At 62.5% G+C, this 13,585-nt stretch carries 12 protein-coding genes and 1 pseudogene; 5 read left to right on the top strand and 8 right to left on the bottom strand.

Annotation, left to right across the window (positions count from 1 at the left end; genetic code table 11):
* Positions 1–30: 30 nt before the first annotated feature.
* The 4 genes and pseudogenes from PQR67_RS11970 to PQR67_RS11955 all read right to left on the bottom strand — a co-directional run.
* On the bottom strand, positions 31–1,062 hold the full coding sequence (locus PQR67_RS11970; protein WP_408458699.1) for a histone deacetylase family protein: 1,032 nt from the start codon (positions 1,060–1,062) through the stop codon (positions 31–33).
* A gap of 70 nt (positions 1,063–1,132) precedes the next feature.
* Positions 1,133–2,026, bottom strand: a complete 894-nt coding sequence (gene aguB, locus PQR67_RS11965) for an N-carbamoylputrescine amidase (RefSeq protein ID WP_408458696.1) — start codon at positions 2,024–2,026, stop codon at positions 1,133–1,135.
* 200 nt (positions 2,027–2,226) lie between these two features.
* Complete coding sequence (locus PQR67_RS11960) at positions 2,227–2,553, bottom strand: helix-turn-helix transcriptional regulator (protein ID WP_408458693.1); 327 nt, start codon at positions 2,551–2,553, stop codon at positions 2,227–2,229.
* Between the two features lie 122 nt (positions 2,554–2,675).
* Positions 2,676–3,263 (bottom strand): annotated as a pseudogene (locus PQR67_RS11955) (AraC family transcriptional regulator); the annotation flags it as partial.
* A 186-nt stretch (positions 3,264–3,449) separates the two neighbouring features.
* Between PQR67_RS11955 and PQR67_RS11950 the strand changes: the two are divergent.
* The 3 genes from PQR67_RS11950 to PQR67_RS11940 all read left to right on the top strand — a co-directional run bounded on the left by PQR67_RS11950 (position 3,450) and on the right by PQR67_RS11940 (position 6,978).
* Positions 3,450–4,799, top strand: a complete 1,350-nt coding sequence (locus PQR67_RS11950; RefSeq protein ID WP_408458690.1) for a glutamine synthetase family protein — start codon at positions 3,450–3,452, stop codon at positions 4,797–4,799.
* A gap of 51 nt (positions 4,800–4,850) precedes the next feature.
* Positions 4,851–6,209 carry an aspartate aminotransferase family protein gene (locus PQR67_RS11945; RefSeq protein WP_408458687.1) on the top strand — a complete coding sequence of 453 codons (1,359 nt, stop codon included), beginning with the start codon at positions 4,851–4,853 and terminating at the stop codon, positions 6,207–6,209.
* 121 nt (positions 6,210–6,330) lie between these two features.
* Positions 6,331–6,978 carry a GntR family transcriptional regulator gene (locus tag PQR67_RS11940; RefSeq protein ID WP_408458684.1) on the top strand — a complete coding sequence of 216 codons (648 nt, stop codon included), beginning with the start codon at positions 6,331–6,333 and terminating at the stop codon, positions 6,976–6,978.
* A gap of 14 nt (positions 6,979–6,992) precedes the next feature.
* Here the strand turns inward: PQR67_RS11940 and PQR67_RS11935 are convergent, their stop codons facing one another.
* On the bottom strand, positions 6,993–7,889 hold the full coding sequence (locus PQR67_RS11935) for a LysR family transcriptional regulator (protein ID WP_408458681.1): 897 nt from the start codon (positions 7,887–7,889) through the stop codon (positions 6,993–6,995).
* 155 nt (positions 7,890–8,044) lie between these two features.
* Here PQR67_RS11935 and tam point away from each other — a divergent pair, with 155 nt between their 5' ends.
* Positions 8,045–8,821: a trans-aconitate 2-methyltransferase gene (gene tam / locus PQR67_RS11930; protein ID WP_408458678.1), complete on the top strand. Its 777-nt coding sequence runs from the start codon at positions 8,045–8,047 to the stop codon at positions 8,819–8,821.
* Between the two features lie 176 nt (positions 8,822–8,997).
* Positions 8,998–9,363 (top strand): hypothetical protein, encoded by a 366-nt coding sequence (locus PQR67_RS11925; RefSeq protein ID WP_408458675.1) that lies wholly within the window; start codon positions 8,998–9,000, stop codon positions 9,361–9,363.
* An 18-nt stretch (positions 9,364–9,381) separates the two neighbouring features.
* Here PQR67_RS11925 and PQR67_RS11920 read toward each other — a convergent pair whose 3' ends face one another.
* From PQR67_RS11920 to PQR67_RS11910, 3 genes are all read right to left on the bottom strand, one after another.
* The gene (locus tag PQR67_RS11920) at positions 9,382–10,596 is read right to left on the bottom strand and encodes a porin (protein WP_408458672.1); all 1,215 of its coding nucleotides are present in this window, start codon (positions 10,594–10,596) and stop codon (positions 9,382–9,384) included.
* Between the two features lie 149 nt (positions 10,597–10,745).
* The gene (locus PQR67_RS11915) at positions 10,746–12,197 is read right to left on the bottom strand and encodes an APC family permease (RefSeq protein WP_408458669.1); all 1,452 of its coding nucleotides are present in this window, start codon (positions 12,195–12,197) and stop codon (positions 10,746–10,748) included.
* Positions 12,198–12,488: 291 nt separating this feature from the next.
* Positions 12,489–13,487 (bottom strand): AraC family transcriptional regulator, encoded by a 999-nt coding sequence (locus tag PQR67_RS11910; protein WP_408458666.1) that lies wholly within the window; start codon positions 13,485–13,487, stop codon positions 12,489–12,491.
* Positions 13,488–13,585: the final 98 nt, after the last annotated feature.

Below are 13,585 nucleotides of genomic sequence, written 5' to 3'. Positions count from 1 at the left end.
TCGAATCGTAGCGTATCCGCTTAAAGCCCGTTACACCGACTCAAAACCCGTCAGCACATTCACCGCGTTCACCCCGATCGCCGCGACCGCATAACCGCCCTCCATGACGAACAAGGTCGGTTTCCCCAATCGTCCGATCGCCTCGCCGATGCGCAGATAGTCGGCGCTGCGCAGCTTGAACTGCGAAATCGGGTCTTCTTCGAAGGTATCGACACCGAGCGACACCACCAGCGCATCTGGCGCGTAATCGGCGACACGCGCGCACGCCGCGTCGAGCGCCACTGTGTAGTCCGCCCACGCCGTACCCGGTTGCAGCGGAAAATTCGCGTTGTAGCCGAGGCCCGCGCCCGCGCCGGTTTCGTCGGCGTGGCCGAGAAAGAACGGATATTCCGTGCGCGGATCGCCATGCAAGGACGCGAACAATACGTCCGGACGCTGATAGAAAATACTTTGCGTGCCGTTGCCATGGTGATAATCGACGTCGAGAATCGCCACGCGTTTCGCGCCCGCATCGAGGAATGACTGCGCCGCCACCGCCGCGTTGTTGATATAGCAGTAGCCGCCCATATAGTCCGCCGCGGCGTGGTGTCCAGGCGGCCGGCACAACGAAAACGCGCTGCGCGCCCCGCCTCTCACGTGGCGTGCGCCGGTGAGCGCGACGTCCACCGCGTCGCTGACGGCCGCCCAGGTGCCCGCGGTGATCGGCACGCCCGCATCCATTGCGTAGTAGCCGAGCTTGCCGTCGATATCTTCCGGCACGCGATCCTGGCGCATACCGCGCACCGGCCACACGAGCGGCAGCGCATCATGCTTGCGGCCGATCGCGCTCCATTCATTCCATGCGCTGCGCAGAAAAGCAATGAAACTCTTGTCGTGAATACGGTGCACCGGATCGAGCCCGAACGATGCAGGCGCAATCACGTCGCCGAGTTTCGTTTCGCGCACCCGTTCCAGGATGAAATCGGCGCGGCTCGGCATCTCGAAGCACGGCTTCATTTCGCCGTTGATCAATTCGGCATGGCCATGGTGCAGCCGGTGCCGGTCGCTATATACAGTCAACATGCAATGTCTCCTCAGGATGCTTGCTGCTCGAATCCGCTCAGCAGCCTGGTTACGTTCCTGGATACGCTGTTCAAGGTGCGCTCTCCTGGGTCCGGTGTTCGCCATCACTCGTCGCGAGGATGCCGTAGCAGGCCGGACGCCGGTCGCGAAACACGCCCCATGCATGACGCGTTGCGGCGAGCGCATCCAGATCGAAACGATGCAGCAGGATCGCGGGCTCGTCGCGGCCCGCTTTCTGCACCTGTTCGCCGACTTGATCGGCGATGAACGACAAACCGTAGTAGCGCTGCGGGAAGTCGCGGCCCTGCTCGCGGCCGGTACGGTTCGCGGCGATCAGCGGCACGAGGTTCGCGCCCGCGTGGCCCTGCATCACGCGCTGCCAGTGCGCGCTGCTGTCGAGCAAGGGGTCCTGCGGTTCGCTGCCGATCGCGGTCGGATAGAACAGCAGTTCGGCGCCGAGCAGCGCCATCGCGCGGGCCGTCTCCGGGAACCATTGGTCCCAGCAGATACCGACGCCGAGCGTGCCGTAACGCGTCGGCCAGACGCGAAAGCCCGTGTCGCCGGGCGTGAAGTAGTACTTCTCGCTATAGCCCGGGCCGTCGGGGATATGGGTTTTGCGGTAGCGGCCGAGCACGCGGCCATCGGCGTCGATCATCGCCACCGTGTTGAAGAAGACGTTGCCGGCCCGTTCGAAGAAGCTGATTGGCAGGACCACGTTCAACTCGGCCGCGACGCGGCTAAAGCGCGTGATGGCCGGATGGCCCTCGAACGGCAGTGCATGGCGGAAGTGCTTTGAATCCTGTTCGGTGCAGAAGTACGGCAACTCGAACAACTCGGGCAGCAAAATCACCTGGGCACCTTGTGCGGCTGCTTCACGCACGAGGCGCTCAGCCTCGGCGAGATTCGCCTCGCGATCCCATCCGGGTACGGCCAACTGGATTGCCGCCACGTTGACTGCGCGCATCTCGTGTCTCCCTTGTATTCGTCTGGGAAAATTCTGCCCGAGGTGCGCGAGTGAGCGATAACGGAGAAGCGGTCATCGAGGGGATAAATGTGGCCAAAGTGGCCGGGGCCTCAGTCCTTGAGGACGTGACTGCACGGCGCGCGGTTGCACCGGCGATGCTTCGGCTTCGGCTTCGAAGGGACTTTCGACAGAACCGCCGGCTACGCGCAGCGGTAATCGCTCGGGCAATGGCCGGTCCAACGGCGGAACGCATGCCGGAAGCCGGCTGTTTCGCTATAGCCGAGCCGCTCGGCGATATCCGACATCGACAGGCGCGTGCGCACCAGGTAGTCGAGCGCGAGATCGTGGCGCACGCGGTCGAGCAGCGCCTGGAAAGCTGCGCCGCTGCCCGCCAGACGCCGCCTGAGCGTGCGCTCCGACACGCACAGCGCATCGGCGAGCGCGCGCAGCGAACCGTAGCGGCATGGGTCGGAATACAGCAGGCGCAGACTCGCGCCGTGACGTCGTTGCCCGCCGCGGTGGCCCATTCGCGCTCGAATTGCGCGCATTGCTGGCGTGACATCAGATAGCTCACCGGCTCGGCAAGCGGCAACGGTTCGTCGAGCCAGCTGGCCGGAAAAATCAGGGCGTTTTCGGCGGCGTCGAAGGTGGCGTGACGGCCTATGCGCTCTTCGTAGGCATCCGCGTGGGCCGGCGCGCCGAACGTCACCTCGAGCGCGGAAGGCGCGCGGCGCGCCGACAGCACGTCACAGACGATCGCCCACATCGACGCGAGACACATGTCGGTATTGATCACGCTGAGATCCGGCCGGTAGTGATAATCGGCCGCGACGATCGCCGCTTCCTGCGCGTTGCGCCGCAGCGAAACCTTGAAGTAACTCCCGAGCAGTACGGGAAAGTCCTGGGCGCATTGCAGGGCGTCACCGAGCGTGGGACTCACCAGCATCGCGTAACCGAGGATGCCGTAGCTCGAAATATGCATGGCGCGGCCGATGTCGAGACCAATGCGCGTATCGCCGCAGGCGTGCAGCGCGTTGGCAAACACGATCAGTTCCTGAGCGTGCGTGACGAGCCCGGAGGGCTGCCGCAGATCGCCCACGCCAACGCCGCTTCCCGCCAGCAGCACGTCCGCGCCGATCCCCTGCCGTTCCAGCAAGGAGACAGCGGCGGCAATCGTATGCAGGGTCGCGACGCATTGGGCCGGCGACGGGCGTTGCGAAGACGGTGCATCGGTCATGGGCGGCGTTCAGGTTGGCTCGATCAGCCGATGATATTTGATCAAATTTCCCAAAAGGAAATTTCCATGTCATGATTTGATCAAATCCCATGATGCAAAACGTCCAGCTTTTCCGAACAGGCAGCGCGTCGCGCACGGTTTGCCGCCACGCTTCGCGCCGTCTTCATCAACCGACTGGAGTCAACCTTGCAAAGCGACCTACGCGACGATCTACGTGAATTCCTGGAACATCACCACATCCACGAGGTGGAATGCGTGATCCCGGACATGACGGGCGTTGCGCGCGGCAAGATCGTGCCGAAGAACCTGTTTCTCTCGGAAGGCAAGATGCACATGTCGAACGCGCTACTGATGATCACGGTCAACGGCGAATTCGCGGATTTCGAGCGCTTTGTCGGGCCTAGCGATCCCGACATGGTCTGCATTCCCGATCCGAATACCGTCCGGCTCGTTCCGTGGGCCATCGAACAGGTCGCGGTGGTGATCCACGATTGCGTCGGACTCGACGGCGCGCCGATCGGCATTTCGCCGCGCGCGGTGTTGCGGCGAGTGCTGAAGCTCTATGAGGAAAAAGGCTGGCGTCCGGTGGTCGCGCCGGAGATGGAGTTTTACCTGATCGCGCAGAACCAGAATCCCCATGAACCGCTGCGCCCGCCGCTCGGTCGCGCGGGGCGCAGCGAAGCCGGCCGCCAGTCGTTTTCGATCGACGCCGTCAACGAATTCGATCCGTTCTTCCAGGACCTCTCGCGCTTTTGCGAGACCACGCGTCTCGGCGTCGAAACGCTGGTGCACGAAGTCGGCGCCGGGCAAATGGAGATCAATTTTTCTCACGGCGACGCGCTCGATCTCGCCGACCGCGTGTTCCTGTTCAAGCGCGCGGTGCGAGAAACCGCCTTCCGCCACGGCATTTTCGCGACGTTCATGGCCAAGCCCATGGAGCACGAGCCCGGCAGTGCGATGCACATTCATCAGAGCATCGTCGATCGCGAAACCGGCGAGAACATCTTCTCGCTACCCGATGGCACGGCGAGCCCGCTGTTTTTCAACTATATCGGCGGCTTGCAGAAATACATGCCGCAAGCCATGCCGATGTTCGCGCCCTACGTGAACTCCTATCGGCGCCTGTCGCGTTTTACGGCGGCGCCGATCAACGTACGCTGGGGTTACGACAACCGCACCTGCGGCATCCGCGTGCCGAACTCCGGCCCGGACGGCCGGCGGCTCGAAAATCGCGTGCCGGGCGTCGACGTCAATCCGTATCTGGCGATGGCGGCCACCCTCGCCTGCGGTTATCTCGGCATGGTCGAAAAGCAGGAAGCGTCGGCGCCGATGGTCGAAAGCGCCTACGACCTCGAATACGAATTGCCGCGCGGTCTCGAAGATGCGCTCAAGGCGCTCCTGAAGTGCACCGAACTCGCGGACGTGCTCGGCGAGAACTTTGTGCAGGCCTATTGCTCGGTGAAGGAAAAGGAATTCGAGACCTTCTCGCAAGGGATTACCGCGTGGGAACGCGAGCATCTGCAACTGCTCGTCTGAGCGCGCACGGCCAATAGAAACATGCTGATAACGTCATTGGAGAAGCAGGATTTGACTACCCGCCACGGCATCAACTGGGCGCGCGCGCAAGCGCTCGTCGAACGCGAACGCCGCGTCTTTGCAGAAGCGATGCCGAGATCGCGTGAGTTATCCGGGCGCGCCGCGCGCCATCTGTTGTTCGGCGTGCCGCTGCACTGGATGAACGACTGGTCGACGCCCTTCTCGCTTTACGTCGATCAGGCGCGCGGCGCCTCGTTTACCGACGTGGACGGTCATCGCTACGCCGACTTCTGCCTCGGCGACACGGGCGCGATGTTCGGCCACTCGCCCGCCCCCGTAGCGCGAGCCCTGGCCACCCAGGCTGAGCGCGGGTTGACGACCATGCTGCCGGGCGAGGACGCGGCGTGGGTCGGCGAAGAACTCGCACGCCGTTTCGGGCTGCCCTACTGGCAGTTCGCGATGACGGCGAGCGACGCCAACCGCTTCGCACTGCGCTGGGCGCGCGCGGCGACCGGGCGCCGCCAGATCGTGATTTTCAACGGCTGCTATCACGGCACCGTGGACGACGTGTTCGTCGATCTCGTCGACGGCAAGCCGCAACAGCGCGACAGCCTGATCGGCCAGGTGCACGACCTGCTCGACGCCACGCGCGTGATCGAATTCAACGATCTCGCCGCGCTGGAGAACGCGCTGAAAGACGGCGACGTGGCCTGTGTGCTGGCCGAACCCGCAATGACCAACATCGGCATGGTGCTGCCCGACCCGGACTACTGGCGGCAGGCGCACGCGCTCATGCGCCGCTACGGCACGCTGCTCGCCATCGACGAAACTCACACCATCAGTTGCGGGCCGGGCGGTTACACGAAGGCGCACGGCCTCGAACCCGACCTGTTCATTCTCGGCAAACCGGTGGGCGGCGGCTTTCCGTGCGCGGTGTACGGTTTCAGCGCCGAGCTGGCGGCGCGCGCGCAGCACGCCAAGCGCAGCGCACCGCCCGGCCACTCCGGCATCGGCACCACGCTGACCGCCAATATGCTGGCCATGAGCGCGATCCGCGCAACGCTCGCCGAGGTGATGACCGATGCCGCCTACGATCACATGTTCGCGCTCGCGGAGCAGATCGAAGCCGGCCTGAAAAGTGCGATCGCGCGTCATGGTCTAGCGTGGTGCGTGACGCGCGTCGGCGCCCGCACCGAGTTCCAGTTCTCGCCGGCCCCGCCGCGCAACGGCACCGAAGCCGGCCGCCAGCTCGACCCGGAACTGGAACATGTCGTGCACCTGTATCTGCTCAATCGCGGCGTACTGATCACGCCGTTTCACAACATGATCCTGGTATGCCCCGACACATCCGCGGCCGACGTCGACAAACTGGTTTCCACCTTCGACGCGTGCCTCGCCGAACTGACCTGAGCCGTATTGGATCGAATTCGTTCGAAGTCGTTCGGGCGCGGCCGACGCCAAACTGTCGGCCTTTCTGCTGCCTGCCTGTTGCCTTTGCGCTGTCATTTTTTGGGCCCCTGCTTCGAGCTTTATGAAAACTTCGCGTCATCACACGCTGCAGGACCAGACCTACGACACGCTGCGCCAATGGCTGACGATCGGGCGCTTCGTGCCGGGCGAGCGCATCAAGATCCGTCACGTCGCCGCCGAACTTGGCGTGGGCGAGATGCCGGTGCGCTCCGCGTTGCAGCGCCTCGCGGCCGAATCGGCGCTGGTCAATGTGCCCAATTGCGGCGTGACGGTGCCCCGTCTGTCGAGAGAACAATTCGACGATGTGTTGCGCGTGCGCCTGATTCTCGAAGGCCAGGCCGCCGAACTGGGCACACCGAATCTCAGCGCGCACGATGTGGAAACACTGGAACAACTGAACGGTCGGATGGAACAGTCCCTGCGGACGGCCGACGCCAAGGGCTACCTCGACGCCAACGAAGCGTTCCATCTGATTCTGTACCGCGCGGCCGGCTCGCCGCTTCTGCTGGAGTTGATCGAGACGGTGTGGTTGCAGGTCGGGCCGATTTCGAATCTGCTGTTCGGCGATGCGCAGTTTGCCGGCACGTTAAACGATGCGCACGACGAATTGCTGACCGCTGTAAAGACGCGTGACGCAGCCGGCGTGCGGCGCGCGATCGAACACGATCTGAGTCATGCGGCGGGCTGCTTGCGGGCCCAGTGTTTGTAGACCCTGGGTTTGAATCAGGCCTTCAACGTCGCCTGTTCGAGAATCATGTCGTACAGCGCCTGCGCCGCCGGCGACAAATGAGCCGTCTTGCGCGCCACGAGCACCAGCGTGCGCGAGACCACCGGATTCGTGAGTTCGACGGTGCGCACTGTCGGATACGCGCCCTTCTGGATCGCGAGCGCCGGCACGACGGCCGCGCCCACCCCCTGAGCAACCAGGCCGACTGCGGTCGAACTGCGTTGCACTTCATAAAAGGAGCGCAGCGACAGTTCGCTTTTCTCCAGCGCGACGTCGAGCAAGGCGCGATTGCCGCTGACCTCGCCGGCAAAAATCAACGGGTACGGTTGCAGTTGCGTCCAGGCGATACGGCGCCGTTTTGCCAGCGGATGATCCTCATGGCAAATCAGCACGTAGCGGTCTTCCGTCAAGGGCACGCTGGCGAGATCCGGATGATGCTCGCCGGCGATATTGATGCCGAATTCCACCTCCCGGCGCAGCACGGCCGCCTCCACGGCCGACGACGCGTGATCGAGAATCTTGATGCGATTATGTGGATGACGCGCCGCATACGCCTGCAGAATGCGCGGCAGATACTGCACGCCGACGGTCGGCACGCAGGCGATCGAGACGTCGCCGCGACGGGCCACGCCCGTCTCGCGAATCTCCACCAGCGCATCGGCAAGCTCGCCTAACAAACGGCGCGCCTGCGGCAGAAAACTGCGCCCTATTTCCGTCAGCGCCATGGAACGGGTGGTCCGCTCGATCAGCGTGACGCCGAGAAACGCTTCGAGCTTGCGCAGGCGTTGCGTAATGGCCGTTTGCGTGACGTGTAGCGAATCGGCCGCGCCTTGAAAGCTGCCGCGATCCGCAATCGCGACGAACGCCTGGACGCCTAACGTGTCGATTTTCATTAGAAAAATGAAGGAATGGGAACGATAAATTCATTTTACTCCGCCTTCGTCACCGCCCAGAATGAGCGGATTGGATCGGGTCGGCATCGCAGGCGGTGAGCGGATGCCGGCGAATATGGCTTGGTGGCCAGGATGGCGGGATAAAGGAGCGAAACATGACTTCATCGACGGATTGGGCGGCAAAACAGTACGTGTTGTTCGAAAGCGAGCGCACGCGTCCGGTCAGGGATCTGCTGGCGGCGGTCCCGCCAACGGACGTGCGGATTGCCGTGGACATCGGTTGTGGCCCCGGTAACTCCACCGAGGCGTTGGCGGCCCGCCTGCCCGGCGCGGTGGTCAGTGGCATGGACAGTTCTGCCGACATGATCGAGGCGGCCCGCAAACGCCTGCCGCAATTCCAGTTCGACGTGAGCGACATTACGGCGTGGGATGCGCCGGGCCCTTACGACCTGATTCTCGCCAATGCCGTGCTGCAGTGGGTGCCCGATCACGAGCCGCTGTTTGCGTCGCTGGTGAAGAAGCTGGCGCCGGGCGGCAGCCTGGCCGTGCAAATGCCGGACAACCTCGATGAACCTGCGCACCGCCTGTTGCGCGAAATCGCGGCGGACGGCCCCTGGGCCCACAAACTCAAAGGTGTGGAACGCACCATGCGCTATGGCGCCGACTGGTATTACGGGCTGCTCAAGCCGTTGTGCGCGCGGGTCGATGTGTGGCGCACCGTCTACCATCACCCGCTCGCGGGTGGCGCGGACGCGGTGGTCGAATGGTTCAAGGGCAGCGCGCTGCGGCCGTTCCTGGCCGAACTCGACGACAGTGAGAAAAGCGTCTTCCTGGCACGCTACCGGGACGCGATCGCGCAGGCGTATCCGGCGCTCGCTGACGGCACCGTGCTGTTGCCGTTTCCGCGCCTTTTCATCGTCGCGACGCGCTAGCAGAACCAGGCCAGCCGCCCATTGCCGGCTGCGGCCGCGCGGGCGGGCGTGGTGCCGGCGTAGCCAGGGTCAGTCAGGCATTGCCGCTCGTGAATTCTGCGTGATATTGTGTAACGGAAAGCGGGGGACGGCCTGCCGTCCTCACCGGAGCGCAATTTACAGCAGCGAGCGTCGCCATGAGTGATGTACGCCATCATCTGAGTCCGCGGGACCGTTTGGAGCTGTTGTGCTGGCTCACCTGCGGTTGCCTTGGCGCTTATTACCTGAATGAGGACTGGCCTGACGCGGCGTTTCACGTGCAGGCCGCCCATAAGTGGCTCGACCATCGGTCCCGGGAAGCAGACTGGTTAAGCATCGCCAGATTGTCGGCCACCGCGCTGGAGATTGCGCAGCGGCACGCGAAATTTGTCGAGACCGATTGGGCGCGGGACGCCGTCGAGGAAATTCTCGATACGGACGAACTCGACCCTCAGGCGCGGCTCGTCAAACAGGTACTGGCGGATTGCCAGAACGCGCTTGCGGACAAGCGCCTGGCAGACTGAAGGCCGATTAAGCGCTGGTTAGAAATTGTGCCGTATGCCGACGATCACGGAGAGTTGTTTGTCCGTATCCGAGTTGGCGATATTCGGAATCTGCGCGAGGTTTTCCGTCTGCCCCGTCGCAGGATTAATTCCCAGCCCGGCGCCCGAAGATTTCTGCCCGATCGCCACGGCATAGAGCGCCGTCCGCTTCGACAAGCTGTACACCGCGCCCAGATTGATCTGATGCACGCGCGTCGAAGCGCCGCTGGCCGGCTTCGCATCGTTGAAGATATACGCGAGACCAAGCTGCAAATCCGGCGCGAGCATGTAGGTCGTATTCAACTCGGCTATGTCGAACGAAATATCCGCTCCGGCGGGGTTCGCCGCACTCGCGAAATACTGGCTCTGCGACAAACGCGTATGGGTATAGCTGAGCGCCACGTTCGCCTTGCCGAACGCGTACGAGCCCCCTGCTCCAAAAATCCTCACCTTGCTCGCCTGCTGCAGCAGACAATACGAAGCATCGGCATTCGAGCAACTGAAATCGCCGATATACCCGGCAGTCCCGCCTAAGGCCGCCTGCAACGGCTGATTCAACTCGAGATACCCCGCACTCAACGACAAAGGGCCCTGTGCGTAATTCGCCGCCAGCGCCCAGCCCTTGTTCTGCGAAAAATTCCCCGCCACGCCCCCGAGACTGAACAACCCGCCCACCGTCAACCCACCGAAGCTCGGGCTGATGTACTTGATCGAGTTGTTGAAGTTGAACGCCTCGTTGAGATTGTCGACGTCGCCGAAATGCGAACCGTACAGCGTCGCCCAGTTATTGCTCGAGGCATACGCGCCCATGTAGTCGGAGAACGGATCGTATTGACGGCCGACTGTCAGCGCGCCGTACGTCGCGTTGTTCAAACCGACCCACGCGTTGCGGTTGAATAGCGTATTCGCTTGCAACAGGGTGCCGCTGCCGATCAGGAAGCTGTTCTCCAACGTGAAATTCACCGTGGTGCCGCCGCCGATATCCTCCGCGCCCGTCAAGCCCCAACGCGACGGCACCAGGTTGCCCCCTGCCAGTTGATAATTCGCGTGGCCGTTGGTGCTGCCGTTGGCGAGCGTCGTCTGCTGGTTGGTTGTGTAGACGACGCCGGCGTCGACCGTGCCATAGAGCGTCACCGAGGATTGCGCATGTGCGCCCATCGCGAGGCCGCACGTGGCCAGCGCAAGCGCCGAGCGCTTGACGAATCTGTCTGCCATATTTTTGTCGAAAGTTAAGTGGTGAAATCAGCGGGAACAACGGGACGAACGACACCGCTCGTTCCAGCGCCGCGCCGGAACGAACAGCCACAGTCGATCGTTAGAACGTCACCGGGTGGCGCGCGCTGCGTGTCTTGCGCGCCGTTCGATTACTGCCCGAAGCGCGCGTAGATATCCGGCCGCTTCTGACGCAAGATGAGACCGATCACGACGCCGACCAGCGCCACCGTGAATACGATCCAGGGGAAAGACTTGACGATCGGGCTATCGGAGCCGCTGAGCGCATCGAGATTGCGCACCAGAATGACGCCGATATACAGCAGGCCAATGCCACCCAACAGCGGTGCGACAAACGAGTGCCACACGCGCGTGTCCTTACGCGTCTTGCGAAAGAACGCGATCACGGAAAAACTCGTCACCGCTTGCAGCATGACGATACCGATCGTGCCGAGCGCCGAACTCCAACTGAATACGATGTTGAACGCGTCGCTGCCTGCCGCGATGAAGATCCCGAGCAGCACGCACACGGAGAGCGTTTGCAGATAGCTCGCCACATACGGCGAACGGTATTTTTCGTGCACCCGATTGAGCGCCTGCGGCAGGATGCCCTCCAGGCTCAGCGCATGGATATAGCGCACCAGCGTGTTATGGAACGACAGCAGACTCGCGAAAATACTGCTGAGCAGCAGGAAGCTCATCACGGTCGTCACCGCACTGCCCAAATACTTGCCGGATTGAATGAACCAGAAGTCGCCTGGCTGTTTCGTCGCGACGTCGACCACATCCTTCAGTCCGTACGCGCAGACAATCGTCCACGTGACGAAAGCAAAGAACACGAGAATCAGCACCACCGATACATACGTCGCGCGCGGTACCGTCACCTTCGGATCACGGCACTCCTTGCCGTAAATCGCCGTCGCTTCAAAACCGATAAACGACGCGAAGGCGAACATTACCGCGATGCCGAGGTGGCCGCTGAACACATGCTCTGGTGTGAGCGGCGCGAGCGTGAGGCCATTCGGACCACCGCCATGCACGGCGATCGCAATCGCGAGCAGCAACAGGATGCCCAGTTCGAGACACATCAGCACGCCGAGCAGCCGGCTATTCAGATCAATACCGCGAATGCCGGTGAATTGCACGACTGCTACGCAGATCAGCGAATAGCCATACCAGGGCATCGCGGTGTGCAGCAGTGGAGCAAGAATCACCGTGCAGAAAAATCCAAACAGACCGTACAGCGCGATCTGGATGAAGGTGTACGACATCAAGGCAACGAGTGCGCCGGCCATGCCCAACGGCCGTCCGAGCCCGGCGGCGATGTACGCGTAAAACGCGCCGGCGCGCACCACGTGCCGGCTCATCGACGCAAAGCCCACGCTGAAAATCAGCAGCACGACACCGGCGATCACGAACGCGCCTGGAATGCCCGCGCCATTGCCCAGACTGATCGCGGGCGGCACCGCGCCGAGCATGCCGGTCAGCGGCGCGGCCGCGGAAATGACGAGGAATACGATCTGCCACAGGCCCAGCGTATTGCCCTTCAGTTCCACGGGATTCTCCGCGTCGATCAGACGGGTCGGAGAGTAGGGTTCATTCATCGCTGCCTCTACTTTTGTTGGCTAGTCTGGAACTCGCCTAAACCCGGGGAATGCTGGTCCAGACGCTCGGTTGACCGACGTTCGATGATTCGGTGTGAGCGCATGGTAGGTAGCTAAAAAATAAAGCGTCTTCGCGAACTGCGCCAATTTTTCGATAATTTGCGCCAATGCGCCTCGACGCTGTGAGGCTCTGCCGTTCACATAAAATACTTAGGATGCTGAAGTTTATTGTGTGACGATTAAGTCTTTCGAGTTCTTTCAGAATGAAAGAACTTGCCGCGCTGCCGCCACTTATTCTTTTTTCCAGTTGCGCGTGGCGCGCCACAAAACCGTTGCATCGGCATAACCCACGGCACGCGCAATCGCCGCATTGGTGAGCCCGTCACGTTCAAGCAACCCTTCCACGCTACGCTGCCGCTCTTCGCGCACAATTTGCCGCACGGACGTCCCCGCCTCCGTCAGATGCCGCTGTAACGAGCGATGCGAGAGACCGAGATCTTTCGCGATGTCCGCGACGATCAGCTTTTCGTGCGCTAGCCGTCGCGTCACCAGATCGCGCACCTGCTCGACGATGCTGTGGGGCATCGCATCACGCGCGATCAGATCGGTGGCATGGCGCTCCATCATGCGCGCCATCTGCGTGTCGGCGCTCTTGAGCGGCGCATCGAGATCCTTCGGGCGCAGGATCACCCCATTGAAAGGCTGCTGAAAGCGCACCGGTACACGGAAAATACGGGCGTACGGCTTGAGGTCGGCGGGCGCGGCATGTTCGAAATGCACCTCGACCGGATTCCACGCCGCGCCGCGGATGGCCCGGATCATATGGCACATCGTCGACAGGCTGTATTCCGCATCCTGCCGGCGCGGCCAGATTTGCGGATTGGCAATCTGATAGGTCCATACCGGCCATTCGCCATCGCGCAACAACTCGCAGGTCGTGGTGTTTTGCCACGACGCAAGCGCGAGCGAAAACTTGCGCACCGCCGCGTTCAAGGTCGGCGACGAGAGAAACACCAGCCCCGCGGGCCCGAGTTCCGTCACCTGCAATTCGCTGCCGAGACGCAAGCCGAGCAACGGTTCGTCGAGTACTTCTGCCGCGCGCTCGAATGCCGCCACATAACGTGTGAGCGGGAGGATTTCATAGGGGTTCGACAGGAGCTTCCGGCTCATGCCGAACGCTTCGAGCAGCGCATCGCAATTGGCGCCTGATGCATCGAGTGCGCGCACAACCGGCCCCATCACCGCCGCGCGGATCATCGGGAAACTGCCGTTGAGCGTGACTTTTTTCATACTGAGCGTCTCCTCTCAAGTCTTCGCTGGTGTGCTGCCGTGCTAGTGCACCTGGCGCACTTTATCGTTCATTTGGCGCGATAAGCAAGCGCGAAAAT

It is taken from the genome of Paraburkholderia fungorum (assembly GCF_046026025.1).
Lineage (GTDB): Bacteria > Pseudomonadota > Gammaproteobacteria > Burkholderiales > Burkholderiaceae > Paraburkholderia > Paraburkholderia fungorum_E.
This window is presented reverse-complemented; position numbering and strand designations above follow the sequence as displayed.

What these genes read in the sequence shown, in the direction of transcription:
- PQR67_RS11970 (WP_408458699.1), bottom strand. Translation starts at nt 1,062, where the DNA reads ATGTTGACTGTATATAGCGACCGGCACCGGCTGCACCATGGCCATGCC.
- aguB (WP_408458696.1), bottom strand. Translation starts at nt 2,026, where the DNA reads ATGCGCGCAGTCAACGTGGCGGCAATCCAGTTGGCCGTACCCGGATGG.
- PQR67_RS11960 (WP_408458693.1), bottom strand. Translation starts at nt 2,553, where the DNA reads ATGGGCCACCGCGGCGGGCAACGACGTCACGGCGCGAGTCTGCGCCTG.
- PQR67_RS11940 (WP_408458684.1), top strand. Translation starts at nt 6,331, where the DNA reads ATGAAAACTTCGCGTCATCACACGCTGCAGGACCAGACCTACGACACG.
- PQR67_RS11935 (WP_408458681.1), bottom strand. Translation starts at nt 7,889, where the DNA reads ATGAAAATCGACACGTTAGGCGTCCAGGCGTTCGTCGCGATTGCGGAT.
- tam (WP_408458678.1), top strand. Translation starts at nt 8,045, where the DNA reads ATGACTTCATCGACGGATTGGGCGGCAAAACAGTACGTGTTGTTCGAA.
- PQR67_RS11925 (WP_408458675.1), top strand. Translation starts at nt 8,998, where the DNA reads ATGAGTGATGTACGCCATCATCTGAGTCCGCGGGACCGTTTGGAGCTG.
- PQR67_RS11920 (WP_408458672.1), bottom strand. Translation starts at nt 10,596, where the DNA reads ATGGCAGACAGATTCGTCAAGCGCTCGGCGCTTGCGCTGGCCACGTGC.
- PQR67_RS11915 (WP_408458669.1), bottom strand. Translation starts at nt 12,197, where the DNA reads ATGAATGAACCCTACTCTCCGACCCGTCTGATCGACGCGGAGAATCCC.
- PQR67_RS11910 (WP_408458666.1), bottom strand. Translation starts at nt 13,487, where the DNA reads ATGAAAAAAGTCACGCTCAACGGCAGTTTCCCGATGATCCGCGCGGCG.